11 protein-coding genes are annotated in these 16,318 nt (G+C 63.2%); 8 read left to right on the top strand and 3 right to left on the bottom strand.

What is annotated here, in order from left to right:
• The first annotated feature begins 103 nt into the window (after window positions 1-103).
• Window positions 104-1,771, top strand: a complete 1,668-nt coding sequence (locus HNQ60_RS22210) for an MFS transporter (RefSeq protein WP_184334952.1) — start codon at window positions 104-106, stop codon at window positions 1,769-1,771.
• Window positions 1,772-1,975: 204 nt separating this feature from the next.
• Here the strand turns inward: HNQ60_RS22210 and HNQ60_RS22215 are convergent, their stop codons facing one another.
• On the bottom strand, window positions 1,976-3,166 hold the full coding sequence (locus HNQ60_RS22215; protein ID WP_184334953.1) for a CaiB/BaiF CoA transferase family protein: 1,191 nt from the start codon (window positions 3,164-3,166) through the stop codon (window positions 1,976-1,978).
• A 123-nt stretch (window positions 3,167-3,289) separates the two neighbouring features.
• Between HNQ60_RS22215 and HNQ60_RS22220 the strand changes: the two genes are divergently transcribed.
• Together HNQ60_RS22220 and HNQ60_RS22225 are read left to right on the top strand one after the other, a co-directional pair.
• Window positions 3,290-5,929 carry a putative bifunctional diguanylate cyclase/phosphodiesterase gene (locus tag HNQ60_RS22220; RefSeq protein ID WP_184334954.1) on the top strand — a complete coding sequence of 880 codons (2,640 nt, stop codon included), beginning with the start codon at window positions 3,290-3,292 and terminating at the stop codon, window positions 5,927-5,929.
• Between the two features lie 145 nt (window positions 5,930-6,074).
• Window positions 6,075-7,883, top strand: a complete 1,809-nt coding sequence (locus tag HNQ60_RS22225) for an AI-2E family transporter (protein ID WP_184334955.1) — start codon at window positions 6,075-6,077, stop codon at window positions 7,881-7,883.
• Here HNQ60_RS22225 and HNQ60_RS22230 read toward each other — a convergent pair.
• The gene (locus HNQ60_RS22230; protein ID WP_184334956.1) at window positions 7,860-9,872 is read right to left on the bottom strand and encodes a lytic transglycosylase domain-containing protein; all 2,013 of its coding nucleotides are present in this window, start codon (window positions 9,870-9,872) and stop codon (window positions 7,860-7,862) included. The two genes, HNQ60_RS22225 and HNQ60_RS22230, sit on opposite strands and share 24 nt — an antisense overlap.
• A 120-nt stretch (window positions 9,873-9,992) precedes the next feature.
• Here HNQ60_RS22230 and HNQ60_RS22235 point away from each other — a divergent pair, with 120 nt between their 5' ends.
• The 3 genes from HNQ60_RS22235 (at window position 9,993) to HNQ60_RS22245 (ending at window position 12,148) form a co-directional block, all read left to right on the top strand.
• Window positions 9,993-10,541, top strand: coding sequence for an MgtC/SapB family protein (locus HNQ60_RS22235; RefSeq protein WP_221304388.1), 549 nt, complete (start codon window positions 9,993-9,995; stop codon window positions 10,539-10,541).
• Window positions 10,542-10,722: 181 nt separating this feature from the next.
• On the top strand, window positions 10,723-11,334 hold the full coding sequence (locus tag HNQ60_RS22240; RefSeq protein ID WP_184334957.1) for a methylated-DNA--[protein]-cysteine S-methyltransferase: 612 nt from the start codon (window positions 10,723-10,725) through the stop codon (window positions 11,332-11,334).
• A 232-nt stretch (window positions 11,335-11,566) separates the two neighbouring features.
• Window positions 11,567-12,148 carry a DUF4136 domain-containing protein gene (locus HNQ60_RS22245; protein ID WP_184334958.1) on the top strand — a complete coding sequence of 194 codons (582 nt, stop codon included), beginning with the start codon at window positions 11,567-11,569 and terminating at the stop codon, window positions 12,146-12,148.
• A gap of 96 nt (window positions 12,149-12,244) precedes the next feature.
• Here the strand turns inward: HNQ60_RS22245 and HNQ60_RS22250 are convergent, their stop codons facing one another.
• Entirely contained in the window at window positions 12,245-12,538 is a 294-nt protein-coding gene (locus HNQ60_RS22250) for a hypothetical protein (RefSeq protein WP_184334959.1), read from the bottom strand.
• 284 nt (window positions 12,539-12,822) lie between these two features.
• Here HNQ60_RS22250 and HNQ60_RS22255 point away from each other — a divergent pair, with 284 nt between their 5' ends.
• Entirely contained in the window at window positions 12,823-14,643 is a 1,821-nt protein-coding gene (locus HNQ60_RS22255; RefSeq protein WP_184334960.1) for an SLC13 family permease, read from the top strand.
• Window positions 14,643-15,845 (top strand): winged helix-turn-helix domain-containing protein, encoded by a 1,203-nt coding sequence (locus tag HNQ60_RS22260; protein ID WP_184334961.1) that lies wholly within the window; start codon window positions 14,643-14,645, stop codon window positions 15,843-15,845. The genes HNQ60_RS22255 and HNQ60_RS22260 overlap by 1 nt, the downstream gene beginning before the upstream one ends.
• The last annotated feature ends 473 nt before the right edge of the window (window positions 15,846-16,318 follow it).

Consider the following 16,318-nt stretch of genomic DNA (forward strand, 5'->3'; position numbering starts at 1 on the left):
CATCGACGCCGGGCGCCTTTCTATGGCTACAATGCGCCGGTGGCGGAGTCGCCGGCTGCGCCCTTTACAACATTCCGAAAAGAACAGAAGGCAGGGGCGCTCGATGGCCAGCAATGCGGATTCGACGACGCGCGGTGTCGACAAGAAGCATCGCCGCGTGATTTTCGCGTCGTCGCTCGGCACGGTGTTCGAGTGGTACGACTTCTATCTGTACGGCTCGCTGTCGGCCGTCATCACGAAACAGTTCTTTTCAGGCGTGAATGAGACCACGGGTTTCATCTTCGCGCTGTTGGCGTTCGCGGCGGGCTTTTTCGTCAGGCCTTTCGGAGCGCTGTTGTTCGGCCGCCTGGGCGACATGGTGGGCCGCAAGTACACGTTCCTCGTGACGATCGTCCTGATGGGTTTGTCCACGGCGCTCGTCGGTCTGCTGCCGAGCTACGCGTCAATCGGTGTAGCTGCGCCGATCATCCTCATCACGCTGCGACTGTTGCAGGGATTGGCGCTGGGCGGTGAGTACGGCGGAGCAGCCACGTACGTTGCCGAGCACGCGCCTGATGGCAAACGCGGTCTCTACACGAGCTGGATCCAGACGACAGCGACGCTCGGACTCTTTCTTTCGCTGCTCGTGATCCTGATCTGCCGTGTGACCCTGGGGGACGCGTTCGATGCCTGGGGCTGGCGCATCCCGTTCCTCGTGTCGATCGTGCTGCTCGCGATCTCCGTGTACATCCGGCTGCAGCTGCAGGAATCGCCGGCGTTCATGGAGATGAAAGCCGAAGGCAAGGTATCGAAGGCGCCGCTGACTGAAGCGTTCGGCCAGTGGAGCAACATGAAGATCGTGCTGCTCGCGCTGCTGGGTGCAACCGCCGGCCAGGCAGTGGTCTGGTACGGCGGGCAGTTCTATGCGCTGTTCTTCCTCGAGAAGATCCTGCAGGTCGATGCGAAGGCGGCGAACCTGATCATCGCGGCGGCCCTCGTCATCGGCACGCCGTTCTTCATCGTGTTCGGCGCGCTGTCCGATCGCATCGGTCGCAAGACGATCGTGATGGCAGGCTGTATTTTGGCCGTGCTCACATACTTCCCCACGTTCAAAGGGCTCACGCATTTCGCGAACCCGGCGCTGGAGCGCGCCGTGGAGACGGCGCCCGTCACGGTGATCGCCGATCCGGCGGATTGCTCCTTCCAGTTCGATCCCGTGGGCAAGAAAGCCTTCATCAGCTCGTGCGATGTGGCGAAGTCGTATCTCGCGAAAGCGGGCGTGCCCTACGAGAACGAGGCGGGTGCCCCCGGCTCGGTTGCTCGCGTGCGCATCGGTGCTGGAGACACGGGGCATGTCGTGGAGTCGTTCGCGGGCGGGCAGTTGCCGAAGGCCGACTTCAAGCCGGCAGCTGACGCATTCGCGGCCGATCTGAAGGGCGCGCTGAACACGGCGGGCTATCCGGCCAAAGCCGACATGACGCAGTTGAATTATCCGATGGTGATCGTGCTGTGCACGTATCTCGTCATTCTCGTGACGATGGTGTACGGACCGATTGCCGCGTGGCTGGTCGAGCTGTTCCCGACACGCATCCGCTATACGTCGATGTCGTTGCCCTATCACATCGGCAACGGCTGGTTCGGCGGCTTCCTGCCGGTGACTTCGTTCGCGATCGTCGCGGCGACGGGCGATATCTACAACGGCCTGTGGTATCCGATCGTCATCGCCGCGATGACTGCAGTGATAGGGACGCTGTTCCTGCGAGAGACGGTGGGGAAGCCGCTGGCGAAGTAGGGGCATCCAGGCTGTGGGTCCGGCTTCAGCCGGACGTCATCGCCGCAGGCGACGCCTCTGTCATTCCCGCGAAGCGGGAATCCATCAGAGCGAAAGGCATGGATCCCCGCTTTCGCGGGGATGACGGATGCTTCGCTAACGTCCGGCTAACGCCGGACCTACAGGAAGAGCAAGAGCCGGAGCCAGTGCCCTTCTGCGTCTCCGCTAAATAACCTGCTTCGCCCTCAGCGCGTCCCTCTCGCTTGCATCAAGCGCAAGCAACGTCTCGAGAACCTCATCCGTATGTTCGCCAAGCTTCGGTCCGGCCCACTGCGTTGCGCCGGGCGTCGCGGACAGCTTCGGCAGGATCGCGGGGATCTTCAGCGACTGGCCGTCGATGTCGACCGGCTCGAACAACTCGCGCGCCTGAAAGTGCGGATCCGACGCCATGTCCGCGACGCTGTAGATCGGGCCGCCAGGGACGGAAGCATCATCGAGCGCCTTCAGCACGACAGTCGATTCATTCGCGCGTGTCCACGCCGAGATCACATCGTCGATTTCTTTCTCGTGTTGCACACGCCCCGCGTTGTTAGCGAAACGCGGGTCTTCCGCCATGTCAGGTCGACCGAGCGCGCGCATCAACCGCTGAAACAGCGAGTCGCCATTCGCGCCGATGACCACGTACTTCCCATCGGCACATATATATGTGTTCGACGGCACGATGCCGGTCAGCGTCGAGCCTGACGGGCCGCGTACCACGCCGGCACCGTCGTATTCCGGCACGATGCCTTCCATCAGATTGAAAACGGATTCATAAATGGCGACGTCGACCGCCTGGCCCGAACCTGTTCGTCCGCGTGCAATCAACGCAAGCAGCACTCCGAGCACTGCGTGCATGCCCGCAAGCGTGTCGCCGAGAGAAAGATTCGGGCGCACCGGCGGGCGGTCGGGAAAACCATTGACGTGCCGCAAGCCGCCGATCGCTTCGCATACCGATGCGAACCCCGGTTTCGACGAATACGGCCCCGTCTGTCCGTAACCCGAGACGCGCGTGTAGATCAGCTCCGGCCGCAGTGCCTTCAGGTCATCCGGACCGAGGCCCCATTTCTCCATCGTGCCCGGTTTGAAGTTTTCGATGAGGACATCGCACTGGCAGGCGAGCTGCTTCGCGAGCTCGCGACCGCGTGGCGTCTGCAGATCGATCGTCACGGACTTCTTGTTGCGGGCGAGGCTGTACCACCACAACGATGTCCCATCGCGGAGCACCCGCCAGTTGCGCAGCGGATCGCCGCCGGGAGGCTCGATCTTGATCACCTCGGCGCCGAAGTATCCGAGCATGCAGCCGGCGAACGGCCCGGCCAGCAGCTGGCCCATTTCGAGGACACGGATCCCTTCGAGCGGTCGCGGTGCAGTCATGAGCCCAAGGATAAGGGCGGTTGGGAGTGAGAACCAGCGCACATTTTGGCCACCTGCCTACATACTTCAGTGAGGGGCGGGTGGCAGGATCGACGCTCTATAGGGGCGTCGAAAGCCGGCTCGATGAACTTGCCCGAAGGCAACAAGACCGCAGTCGCCGTCACCCCGGCATTCAGTGCCGAGGCGCCTCCCCGTTTTCGTCCAGGCATGGCAGCGCGAGTCGCACTCGGCTTCGCCGTGATCGCTGTTGCGATCTTTGCCGCCAATCTCATCACCCAGCAAAGCACTCGCAATGCGCGGCAGCGCATGCAGCAGCTCGTCGTCGAGCACGAACCTGTCGCGCGAGCGACTGAGTCGCTGGCGAATGCGGTGTCGGTGTACGAACGTCTCGTGATGGATCGCGCCGAGCGCGGTTCGGGTTCGATCAAGACAGTCGAAGTAGCCTCGCAGAACGTGTCGGACGCTGCTTCGCATTACCTCTCGCTTGCCAATTCCCAGAGCGCCGATCGTGCACTGCTCGATGAGTTCTCAGTCGAGGTCGAAGATTTCCGTCGCGCGGGTAGCGAGCTGGTGCGGACGAGCACTTCGCAGACGGCGCGACTGAAAACCTACTGGACGCGGCTGCGCGAACTCGAAGAAACCCTCAATGCGCCCCAGGACCAGGCCGCGAGATTCGCGGGTGGGGTATTCGCGAGCGAACACTTGCTCGAGTTGTCGAAGCTGCTTGCGGTCGTGCGTGAGCGCGTCAGTGCGGGGACGCCTGCCCGCAACGATGCTGGATTGCGACAGATCGTCGCGAGCGAATCAGCGTTCGGCCGGGCATTGCAGCAACATCGGACGGCGCTTGTCCGTGCGCATGGCGAAGCGTGGGTTGCCGACGTATCCGACCGCTTCCGTGCATTGCTTGCTGTCCGCCGATCCATCTTCGATGGCGCAGCGGACATGGAGCATCAGTCGGCAGCGTTCCGGGATAAGGGCGTTGCGTTATGGGCGAAGGTCCTGACGCAGCTAGTGACTCCGGCACGCACCGCGCTTGCGAACGCCGATCAACTGGCTTCAGAAGCCTCGCTCGCCGCGGATCGCGAACTTCAGCTCGGCAGCGTGCTGGTCCTCATCCTGTTGCTGGCCGTTTCACTGGTCACTGTGACCAGCGTGACCGCGCCGGTCCGACGATTGACTGAAGCCACGCGGCGGCTCGCAGCCGGCGCCACCAAGACGCGGGTGCCCCGAGGCGGTGTGCGGGAGCTCGATACTCTCGCCGCTGCCTTCAATCACATGGCTCAGCAGCTCGAGCAGGCCCAGGAGGAAGTCAGGCGGCATCAGTCGGAACTCGAATCGCGCGTCACCGAGCGCACTCGCGAGCTGCAGCTGCTGGCTCATCATGACCCGCTCACGCAGCTGCCGAATCGGCGCCGGCTGTTCGCGCACCTGCAATCGCTGCTCGCTCATTCGCAACCACCGGGATCACGTGTTGCGCTTCTGTTCATCGATCTCGATAACTTCAAGACGATCAACGACAGTCTCGGTCACGAGTTCGGCGATCGGGTCCTTCAGGCCGTCGGCGAGCGTCTGCGTCAGAACCCGGTGTTCGCCGGTGCCTTCGCCGCGCGACTGGGTGGCGATGAGTTCACCGTCGTCTTCGATGGAGTCGACGATGTCGATGCGCTCTGCACATCGGTGCTGGAAGCGTTCCAGTCTCCGCTGTCGGTATTCGGCCGCGAGCTGCGACTGAGTGCCAGTGTGGGAGCGAGTTTGTTCCCGGGCCATGCGACGGACGGCCCCTCGTTGCTGCGCGCTGCTGACATCGCGTTGTTCCATGCGAAAGAAGCGGGTCGCAATCGCTGGAGCCTCTTCGTGCCCGAACTGCTCGAGGTGGCTTCGAGCCGGTTCCGCACCGAGCAGGCGTTGCGCCGCGCGATCGAGCGCGGCGAGTTCGAGCTGCTGTATCAGCCCGAAATCTGTCTCGAGACCTTCACCACACCGCTGGTCGAAGCCCTCATCCGCTGGCATCGTCCCGATGGTCAGGTGCTGACACCCGGTGATTTCCTCGGCGTCGCCGAGCGGTTCGGGCTCGTCATGGAGATCAGCGACTGGGTGCTCAGGACCGCGATCCAGGATGTTGCACGGCTGCGTCGCGATTCCTGGCCGACTGCGCGAGTGGCCATCAACGTGTCGGCGCACCAGTTGCTGGCCGCGGATTTCGTTGCGCGGTTGAGCGTGCTGCTCGAAGAGTACGCCGTGCCGGCGCATTGCATCGAGTTCGAGCTGACGGAGAACGTTCTTCAGACGGGGATAGGTACGATCGCCGTCCTGCATCGCTTGCGCGAACTGGGTGTCAGCATCGCCATCGACGATTTCGGTATCGGCTACTCCTCGCTCACGTCGTTGGAACAACTGCCGCTCACCCGCGTGAAGATCGATCGCAGCCTGGTCGCGAGCATCGACAGCGGCGGCTCACGTTCTCCCGCGATCGTTCGCTCGATCATCGGCCTGAGCCGCAGCCTCGGACTCCAGGTAACCGCCGAAGGTGTCGAGCGTCCTTCGCAGATGGCGCATCTCTGCAACGATCGCGGCGTGCAGATGCAGGGCTACCTGATCTCCCGTCCGTTGCCCATTGCGGCCGTTGCCGGGTTCGCCCACAACACGCCTGTCCTGCTTCGCGAACTGATGCAGTCCCTCCCACCGGTCGCTGATATCGAAAACACAGGCACTGTCCGCGCCTTGCGCAGCGCAATGCGCAACCGCAAGGAAGCCGACGGCTAGCCCCCGTGGGTCCGGCTTCAGCCGGACGTCCGACTAAAGTCGGACCCACAACCGCAGCCCCAACAAGGCAGTGAGCAGCGGGACGGAACCGCAGCCGCCGCGGCCGAGTTCCTGCTACAGCCGCCGGGCGTAGCGGGGAGTCCAGGTGCCGCAAAATCAGCTTCTTACCAAGGTCAGCGGGGTGTGGGTGCCCCTGCTCGCGACGGTACTGGTCGTGGGATTGCTGTGGGCCGCGAAGGCGGTTCTGCTGCCGCTCGCGCTCGGGATCATCCTCGCGTTCACGCTTTCGCCGCTGGTCCGGCTATTCGATCGCTTGCGTCTGCCGCGCTTTCTCGGCGTCGCGCTGACCATGTCGATCGCATTGGGCACCGTTGGCGGCATCGGCTATGTCGTCGCGACGCAGTTCGCGGATCTGTCGACACAGATCACACGCTACACCTCATCGATGCGAGCCAAGGCGGCCGATCTTCGACCGGGCAGCAACGAAACTTTCCGGCAGTTCAGCCGCACGGTCGACCGCGTCACCGAGCAACTCGACAGCAATGTGGCCGAGCAGCGCGCGGCCCAGCCGGTTCGTGTGGTTTCACCGCGCCTCACGCCGGTGGAACGTGTCCGTGAAGCAGCCGTCGCGATCTTCGAACCTGTCGCGAGCGCGGTCATCGTGCTCGTGCTGGTCGCATTCATGCTAGGGCAGCGCGAGGATCTGCGCGATCGACTCATCCGGCTGACGGGTGCGGACAATGTGATCGTGACGACACGCCTGCTCAACGAAGCGGCACAGCGCGTCAGTCGATATCTCGTTGCACAGACGCTCGTGAACCTGGGGCTCGGTGCGCTCGTGGCCGCGGGTCTGTACTGGATCGGCGTGCCCTATGCGGCGCTATGGGGCGGCGTCGCTGCGATGCTGCGTTTCGTGCCTTACGTCGGTACGTTGTTGTCCGCTCTGCTCCCGGCGCTGCTCGCCTTTGCGATCTTTCCGGGATGGACGGAGACACTGCAGGTGCTCGCGATGTTCCTGGTGCTCGATATGGTGACCGGCTACTTCATCGAGCCGTTGCTGTTCGGTCGGCGCACGGGCGTATCGTCGTTTGCACTGCTGGTGTCCGCGCTTTTCTGGATCTGGGTCTGGGGTCCGGTCGGGTTGCTGCTCGCGACGCCGCTCACCGTCTGCATCGCTGTGCTCGGGCGTCACGTATCGTCACTGCGATTCCTTGCAGTTCTGTTCGCTGACGAGCCGGCGTTGTCGCCGCACGTTCGTTACTACCAGCGACTGCTGGCGCGAGATGAGGACGAAGCACATGCGCTGGCGATGCGCATGGTCGCGGAGACGGGTCCGGTGAATGCGATGGATGAAGTCCTGATCCCCGCGTTGCAACTGGCGGAGCAACACCGCGCGCAGGACGAGATTACCGCTGAAGACATGGATTTCATCCTCGAGGCGTCGGGCGAAATCGTTACGCAGATTCGCAGCCGGCAGAAAGTGCCGCCTGAGGCGGACGCGCAGATCCTCATGCTCAGCGCGAGCTCGCGTGCGGACCGCATCGTTCTTGGAATGCTTGCCGCGGCGATGGAGGCGAGCGGACGCGCGGTAGCGGTGATGGATCAGGATCGCGACATCGAGAGCACGATTTCCCAGGTCATCGCGGAACGTTCCGACCTGACATGCATCGTGGCAATTTCACTTGCGCACGGCTCGGAGGTTCGCAACTACTGCCGGCAACTGCGTGCATCGCTGCCGATGGCGAGATTGCTGGTGCTGCGACCGCTGACGTCAGCACAGAACGCCGAGCGTTCCATGAGTCGAATCAAGGATGCGGGTGCTGATCGCGTCGCGATCAGTATTCACCAGGCGCTGAAGGATGCCGAGGAGCTTCTGAAGCTCGAAGACCGAAGCTCGCCGTGCGGCGAAGTTGCGCGACCGCGGGCGTTCTCAGAAGGTGTTTCGCACGCCTGAGTCGGCTTCCGAATCGCCGAGCACTGCGGGATCGGCGGGTGCGCCGATGCGGGCGAGCCAGCCGTCGGTCTGCTGTGCGTCACCACTGCGCAACCACGCGAACACGAGACTGTGCCAGAGAACCCGCTGAACGTACCCGCGGGTTTCGTTGTACGGGATGTTCTCGATCCAGATGTCCGGGTCGAGCGCTTCGGTCGGCAGCCAGCGTGCTGCTGCGTTCGGACCCGCGTTGTAGCCAGCGAGTGCGACAGCAGTCTGTCCGCCGAAACGATCGAGCAGGATTCGCAACTGTCCCGCGCCGAGCGTCACGTTGGTCGAGGGATTGAACAGGTCCGTCGCGGAAGGACGCGCCCGCCGCCAACGCTGCGCGGTCGAGCGTGCGGTGGAGGGCAAGAGCTGAAGCAGGCCGTACGCGCCGGCAGAAGAGACGGCGTCGGAACGATAGAGGCTTTCCTGCCTCAGCACGCCATAGATCAGGTCGGGCTGCACACCCATCGTCTTCGCGGCAGTACGCACTTCCTTGTCGTAGGGCTGCGGATAGAGCAGCGTGTAGTCGTTGAATACGCGCAGTTGAGTGGCCGTGGACACGGCGACATCGAACCATTCCCAGTCGGCAGCGAGATGGATCGTCTGCGGCCGCGACGTTTCGATGAGAGAGTCGTAGCCGTATTGCCATTCGGTGAGCGCTTCGCGCCGCATGCTGGCGCGCAACAGTTCGCGCGAACGCACGAACGCCGGCAGCTGGCCGATCTCCTTCACCTTCGCACGATCGAGCGGCAGTTTCTCCGGATGCGGCTTCATCGCGCGATCGATGCGCGCTGACGCCATTGCGGCGTAGTAGTTGTCGTTCGGGATGACGGATTCGTAAAGCTGGCGCGCGGCATCGCGATCATGCCTCTCGTCCGCAGCGCGTGCGGACCAGTAGCGCCATCGTGGCGTGTCGCGCAGCTCGGGTGGCATCGCGGCGATCGCGCGTTCCACACGTTTCCAGTCGTTGGCCCACAGTGCCGCGCGTGCCTGCCACTCGAACGTCGACTCATCGAAATCCGCCGGCCTTGCCTTGTCGAAGAAATCGAGCGCGGCCGGGTCGCGATTCCACGCAAGCGGAGCCGCTAGCGCGAGCGCGTAACGACTGGCGGTCGCTTCATCGAGCTGTCGTGCGCGAACGAGGGAGTCGTACCGTGCAACCGCACCGTCCCGGTCGCGGCGCACGAGCAACTTCCAGCCCGCGAACAAGGCGTCGGGATCCACGGGCGTGGTCGGTGCGCCGATGACCGTATCGATGCCCCGCTGTGGGTTGTCGAGAATCGCAGCCCATTGCAGATACGGGCCAGCCTTCGCCGCGGGAAGTTGGGCGATGATCTGTCGTGCGAACGCGGGCGTGCCTTTGTCGAGCGCGAGGCGCACGCGCTGCTCGATGAGTGCGGGTGTCAGCGCGTCACGAGCGCGGAGCCACTCGAACGCGGTTTCACATTCCGGAAGACTCTGTGGAGTCAGCCATTGTGCGGCGATGTCCGAAGCCAGGCCTTCCGTCCGGCCGAGTTCGATTCGCGCCGTGAAGCTGTTGCAGCGGAGTGCATCGGTGGCCGAGGCGTCGCGATAGTGATCGAGGAATAGCGGCCAGCGTCGGCGCTTGGCGAGATTCTCCAGCCAGGAGCGTCGCAGTTCGCGCGTCACGGGTTCGCGATCGTAGTAGGCGAGGAATGTTGCGGCGCGCTGATCGACGGAGTCGAGCGCATCGGTGCCGTTCGTGAGTGCTTGCCGGATCCGGGCGGCCTGCAGGTATGGATACAGCGGGTACGTTTGCAGCGCGTCGTTGTCGGGTCCGACGGGCGCTGTGCTTACGCTGCTGGCACGCGTGTACGCCTGCACAAAGAGGGCGCGTGTGTCCTTGAACGGGTCGTCGGCACTCGAAGCAGGTGTCGTGAACCAGAACAGCGGAAGCGATGCCGCCGCACAGCGGCGCAGGAAGGAACGTTCAACGGGCATGATCGGAAGGGTAACGGGACAGGCGCGGGCGCGCCATGTGGATGATCGCCTATACCGGGCCGGTACGGAACCGCCCGACAAACCGCTGCGTTGCTACGGTCCCCGGGCAGGGCTTTCGCAATGGACATTCTGGACTGGTTCGCGGGCGAATCGACGATCATCCGGCCGATGGATGCGCTGCTGCGAATGCTGATCGCGGTGATATTCGGGGCGCTCGTCGGCTTCGACCGGGAGCTGCGCAACAAGCCCGCCGGACTGCGCACGCATATCCTCATTTCGCTCGCGGCCGCGCTGTTCACGCTCATCACATTCGAACTGCATGGGGAAATTCTTCAGCAGGGCGGAGACCAGGTGAACGCCGATCCGATCCGCATCATCGAGGCGGTGACCGCGGGTGTAGCCTTCCTGGCCGCCGGAGCGATCATCCAGAGCCGCGGTAACGTGAAAGGCCTGACGACAGGCGCGAACATGTGGCTCGCGGGGGCGCTCGGCGTCGCCAGCGGCGCTGGCTACTACCTGCTGGCCACAGCGGGGGCGGTTTTTGCGCTGATCGTGTTGACGCTGCTGGGGCGACTCGAAGCAAAGCTGAGCCGTTCTCGCAACGGGAACGGGAACGGGGACGATGACTCCGACAAAGACTCGTCGCCGCGACAGGGTAGACCTCGCTGAACCGGCGCTCGCGGGTCACGTCCGAATCCGGCGAGTTGCGGGCGAGCGAGCGGGGTAAGCTGGCCCAACTTGTCATCCCATGCACCGTTCGTCATTCCCGCGAACGCGGGAATCCATCTGTTCGGATCGGGACAAAGATGGATCCCCGCTTTCGCGAGGATGACGGAATAGAAGAGGTCCCATGACCCAGGACTCCCTGCCCATCCTCGCCCCCGGCGCCGACCTGCGCACCGCCTTCGCGAACGTGTTTGGCGATACGTACGAGGCCGAGGGTCGCGACGTCGTGAAACTCGACTGGGTGCAATCGCCTGTGGGGCCGCTGCTCGCCGGTGCTACGGAAGATGCGCTCGTGCTGCTCGAATTCAGCGAGCGGAAGATTCTCGAAGAGCAGCTCGAGACGGTGCGTCGTCGCCTCGGTGTGCCGATCGTGCCCGGCGACAACGTGATGCTGGGCCAGCTGCGCATCCAGCTCGCCGAATACTTCTCACAACGTCGGCGCGATTTCGATCTGCCGCTGAAGTACCCCGGCACTGCGTTCCAGGAAAAGGTGTGGTCGACGTTGCTGACGATTCCGTATGGACAGACCTGGTCGTACCTCGAACTCGCGCGAACGATCGGCGATACGAAGGCGACGCGTGCGGTCGGCACCGCGAACGGCATGAACCGGATCGCGATCGTGATTCCGTGCCACCGCGTGATCAATGCGAATGGAGAGTTGGGAGGCTATGGGGGCGGATTGTGGCGGAAGCGCATTCTGCTCGACCTGGAGCAGGGGCAGGGAAAACTGATCTGACATTCCTGAACGTGCCGACCGGCGCGAAGCCCTCGTTGCGAGGGAATGCAATCGCCGTAATCGCCCCCATGTCGGCAATCGCTACGCTGCGAATCGCGGCCGTGTCGGACACCAGGTTTCCCCCGCGGACGGACCTGTCGATCAGCATGGTGCGTTGGAACTAGAGATGGTTGTTTGCAGCCTAAGCCAAACGTAGCATCGAAGTCGCTACAAGGATAACGAGGTTCCGATCATGTTCAGCCGACATTCAGTTGCGAGCGTTGCAGGCGCGATGCTTGCTGTTCTCGCGATTGCGGGATGCGCAAGTACATCACGCGTTCCCCCCACGCGGATCGACTACGACAAGAAGGCCGATTTCTCGGTCTATCGCACCTACGGGTTCCCCAAGGAAACCGGTACGGATCGCGGTGGCTATTCGACGCTGGTGACGACGTACTTCAAGAGCTCCATCTCCACGGCGATGGACGCACGCGGATACAAATACAGCGAGGATCATCCTGATCTGCTCGTGAATTTCTACATGAACACGAAGGACCGCACGGAGACGCGCTCCGCTCCGATGGCGGGCTATGGCTACTACGGCTATCGCTACGGCCTGTACAACGCATGGCCGATGTACGACGAAGATCGCACCGTGACCTACAAGGTCGGCACGATCAACGTCGACATCGTCGACGCCGAAAAGAAGCAGCTGATCTGGGAAGGCGTGTCCGAAGGCCGGATGTCGGACGAGGCGATGGCGAATCCGAAGGTGACGGTGAATGCGGTGGTCACCGAGTTGATGAGGCAGTATCCGGGCAAGCCGAATATGTGAGGAGCGCCCGATTCCGTCATTCCCGCGAACGCGGGAATCCATCCCGGCGAGAGGCATGGATCCCCGCGTGCGCGGGGATGACGAGCCGATCTTTGCCTATCTCTCGCTCAACAAATCATCCATCTCTTCCGGCGTCAGCTCGATCTCGATGCAGTCGTAATCATCGCGGGCGGGCGCCGTATTTGCGCCTGGCTTCTGGGCATCGACGACTTCGATGTCGCAGATGTCGTCGACTTCCACCAGTCCGTTCGGATCGGGCGGCGTCAGCAATTCCTGGCTGGTGAGCTCGATCGAGAATTCTGTGGTTGGGCGCACGATGCCACCTCCGCCGTAGTGATCCATGGGACGAATGCTGCCAGACAGCAGACGCGAGTTCGCCAACCAGTTCACATGAGGCCCCTCATCCTTCTGACGAATCGTCCGGGGGGATTCACCCGAAAAGACCGCCTCTGATGCTGCGTACGACTGCACAAGGCCGGAGCGCCGCGAATTAACCTTAATCCCGCCGGCTTTCCGTCGCGTTCGGCTGCCGGCCCTGGTTGGCCTGATGGATTCCCGCTTTCGCGGGAATGACAGGCCCGTCACGCCCGCGAAAGCGGGTGTCCATCTCCTTCCGGAACCTGCGGCTGCGCTCGGCCGTTCACGGCTGTCCAGCGGAGCTCCAGAAGAACCTCATGCCCGAACCTCACGCGATCGCGGTCATGGCGTTGACGCTGGTCGCGCTGTATTTCTTTTCGCGCGACTCGATCCCCATCGAGACCTCGAGCCTGCTGGTGATCACGCTGCTGACGCTCGGGTTCAGCATCTTCCCGTATCGCAGCGCCGGTGGAGAATTCGATCCGCTGCGATTCTTCGGCGGTTTCGGCAATGAGGCGCTGATCGCGATCTGCGCATTGATGATGGCGAGCCAGGGATTGCTCGCGACCGGCGCGCTCACGCCGCTCGGACGACTGATCGCTCGCGTGTGGAGCTGGAGTCCGATGGCGGCAATGGCCGTGATGCTGGTCATCACCGGCATCGTGAGCGCATTCATGAACAACACACCGCAGGTCGTGCTGATGATTCCGATCCTGACGGCGGTTGCGCTGCGCTCGAATACGTCGCCGTCGAAGCTCCTGATGCCGATGACCTTCGCTTCGCAGGTCGGCGGCATGGGCACGCCGATCGGCACGTCGCTCAATCTGCTCGTCATCGGCACGGCGGCGACGCTCGGTGTCGAGCGCTTCCACATGTTCGATTTCATCGTGCCCGCGTCGCTCGCGGCGATCGTGGCGTTCTTCTATCTCTGGCTGGTTGCGCCGAGACTGCTGCCCGACAACAAGCCCGTCCTGGTCGATGCGAAACCGAGGCTCTTCGATGCGCGGTTGCACCTGACACCGCAGAGTGCCGCTTCCGGGAAATCACTGGCGCAGGTTCGGAAGATGCTGGACGGCGAGCTGGCGGTTCAGTCGATCCTGCGCGATTCGCAGCTGTCGATCGCACCGCTGCCTGATGTGGTCCTGCGGGCTGGAGATCGGCTGGTCGTACGCGACACGAGCGAACGATTGCGCGAGGCTTCGCGCCTCCTCGGAACGACGCTGTACTCCGGCGATACGCCGGTCGATGCCGAGCATCCACTGACGGCGCCGGATCAGCAGACCGCGGAGCTGGTGCTGACGCCCACGTCGGCGCTTCGCGATCGTACGCTCAACCAGGTCAATTTCGACTGGAAGTACCAGCTGGTTCCGCTGGCAGTGCATCGCTCCGGCGATGAGGCGCTCGGAGCCCACTCAGCCAATCTGCGCGATGTGCGGCTGGGCGTGGGTGACGTCCTGCTGGTGCAGGGTCCGGCGGAGCAGATCGCGGCGCTCAAGGCGCGCAATGAGTTGCTGGTTCTCGACGCGACGAGCGACGTTCCGCTCACCGCGAAGGCCCCGCTGGCATTGCTCATCATGGCGGGAATTGTCGTGGTTGCCTCGCTGCGCATCGCACCCGTTGCGATCGCTGCCATCTGCGGCGTGCTGCTGATGGCCGTCACCGGTTGCTTCAAATGGCGCGATGCGACGCGCGGTCTCGATTCTTCGATGATCTTTCTCACGGTCGCGAGCCTGGCCCTGAGCCTTGGACTGGTCACGACGGGAGGAGCGGCTTTCATTGCGAAGCTGCTCGTCATGATCAGCGGCAGTCTTCCGCCGGCGGGACTGTTGAGTGCAACAATTCTGATGCTGGCCATCCTCAGCAACGTCATCTCGAACAGTGCCGCGGCTGTCATTGGTACGCCGATCGCCATCGAGCTCGCTCGCCAACTCGGCTTACCTCCCGAGCCGTTCGTGCTCGCGGTGCTGTTCGGCGCAAACATGGGGTATGCGACGCCCATGGCCGACAATTGCAATCTGCTCGTCTACAGTGCGGGCAATTACCGCTTCAAGGACTTCCTGCGCGTCGGCGTGCCGCTTACCATCCTGATGTGGGTGGCGCTGAGCCTGATCCTGCCGCGGTTCTATCCGCTTCACTGATGCCAAAGACTTCGTTCTCGAACGCGCAGGCGCGTCGCATCGCGCTCGCTGCACAGCATTTCGATGCGTCGACGCGTCTGCGCGGCGTGCGCGATGTGGCTGCGTTCGTTCGCAAGCTGGGCGCCGTGCAGATCGATTCGGTGAATGTGCTGGTCCGCTCTCATTACCTGCCGCTGTTCTCGCGGCTGGGGCACTACTCGCACGATCTCCTGGATCGGGCCGCCTACGACGAGCGGCACCTGTTCGAGTACTGGGGACATGAGGCTTCGTTCCTGCCCGTCGAAATGTATCCGCTCTTCCGCTGGCGCATGGACCGCGCGAAACGTGGCGAAGGTACCTGGGGTGGATTGAGGCGCTACGCGACGGAGCACCAGGATCTGGTGCAGGCCGCGCTTGCTCAGATTCGCGATCGCGGGCCGCTTGGCGCGAGCGAACTCGATGCCGCCGGCAAATCGAGCGGCGGCTGGTGGGGCTGGAGCCAGGGCAAGCAGATCCTCGAATGGCTGTTCTGGTCGGGGACGGTCACCACGGCCAGGCGACGCAATTTCGAGCGCCTGTACGACCTCACAGAGCGTGTGCTGCCGTCGGAGATCTTCTCCGCGCCCGCACCGTCGAAGGAGGACGCTCAACGCAGCCTGATGGCGACCGCTGGAAGAGCGTTGGGTATCGCCACTCTGCGTGACCTTCGCGACTACTACCGCCTGCCGACGCAGGACGCGGCAGAGCGCCTCAAGGAGCTTCTGGACGAGGGCACGCTCCTGCCTGTCTCAGTCGAAGGCTGGAAGCACGCGGCGTACCTGCATCACGAAGCGCGAGTGCCGAGGAAGGTTTCCGGCGCAGCGTTGCTGTCGCCTTTCGATTCGCTGATCTGGGAGCGTCAGCGCACCGAGCGCCTGTTCGACTTCATCTACCGGCTGGAAATCTACACGCCGGCCGACAAGCGCCAGCATGGTTACTACGTGCTGCCATTCCTTCTGGACGAGCGCCTGGTCGGGCGTGTTGATCTGAAAGCGGACCGTGCACGCAGTCGCCTGCAGGTGAAGGGAGGCAGTGTCGAGGAAGGCGTGACCGCAAAGAAGATCGTCGAACCGCTCAGCGCGGAGTTGCAGTCACTAGCTCAATGGCTCGGCCTCGAAGGCGTCGAAATCACGACCCGACGCGGCGAGCTGATGAAGCTCCTGAAGCAGAAACGCTCCGTCTAGTTGCGATTGCCCTTCGTCAGCAGGCCAAAGCTGCAGGTCGCGATGAACAGCACTACATAGAACAGAACACTCATCGGGTACTCCTTCAATCGGCTCCTTTGTTAGTAGGACGCTGGTAGCCGGCGGTGGGTTCCACTGCGGGACGTAGGTAGTTGGCGACAGGGGGCGGCGAGCTACGAGCGGTGAGCCAGAAAGTTCCGAGCTCATTGCGGGCTCGGTCTGCCTGTGGGTCCGGCTTCAGCCGGACGTCATGCCGAAGGCATGCTTCACTGTCATTCCCGCGAAGGCGGGAATCCATTCTTGAGATTCGGATGGACTCCCGCGTGCGCGGGAGTGACGACGTCGGGCCCGGATCGCTGGCGCGATGACGTCCGGCTAAGGTGGTCTCAACGGGTCGATGCAACATCATCCACTAGACCGGAGGTGTGAGATGTTGCGTAAGAGACTATCAGCTGAAGAGCAGGCTCAGATTT

The organism is Povalibacter uvarum, from assembly GCF_014202975.1.
Lineage (GTDB): Bacteria > Pseudomonadota > Gammaproteobacteria > Steroidobacterales > Steroidobacteraceae > Steroidobacter > Steroidobacter uvarum.

What these genes read in the sequence shown, in the direction of transcription:
- HNQ60_RS22210 (WP_184334952.1), top strand. Translation starts at nt 104, where the DNA reads ATGGCCAGCAATGCGGATTCGACGACGCGCGGTGTCGACAAGAAGCAT.
- HNQ60_RS22215 (WP_184334953.1), bottom strand. Translation starts at nt 3,166, where the DNA reads ATGACTGCACCGCGACCGCTCGAAGGGATCCGTGTCCTCGAAATGGGC.
- HNQ60_RS22220 (WP_184334954.1), top strand. Translation starts at nt 3,290, where the DNA reads ATGAACTTGCCCGAAGGCAACAAGACCGCAGTCGCCGTCACCCCGGCA.
- HNQ60_RS22230 (WP_184334956.1), bottom strand. Translation starts at nt 9,872, where the DNA reads ATGCCCGTTGAACGTTCCTTCCTGCGCCGCTGTGCGGCGGCATCGCTT.
- HNQ60_RS22235 (WP_221304388.1), top strand. Translation starts at nt 9,993, where the DNA reads ATGGACATTCTGGACTGGTTCGCGGGCGAATCGACGATCATCCGGCCG.
- HNQ60_RS22240 (WP_184334957.1), top strand. Translation starts at nt 10,723, where the DNA reads ATGACCCAGGACTCCCTGCCCATCCTCGCCCCCGGCGCCGACCTGCGC.
- HNQ60_RS22245 (WP_184334958.1), top strand. Translation starts at nt 11,567, where the DNA reads ATGTTCAGCCGACATTCAGTTGCGAGCGTTGCAGGCGCGATGCTTGCT.
- HNQ60_RS22255 (WP_184334960.1), top strand. Translation starts at nt 12,823, where the DNA reads ATGCCCGAACCTCACGCGATCGCGGTCATGGCGTTGACGCTGGTCGCG.
- HNQ60_RS22260 (WP_184334961.1), top strand. Translation starts at nt 14,643, where the DNA reads ATGCCAAAGACTTCGTTCTCGAACGCGCAGGCGCGTCGCATCGCGCTC.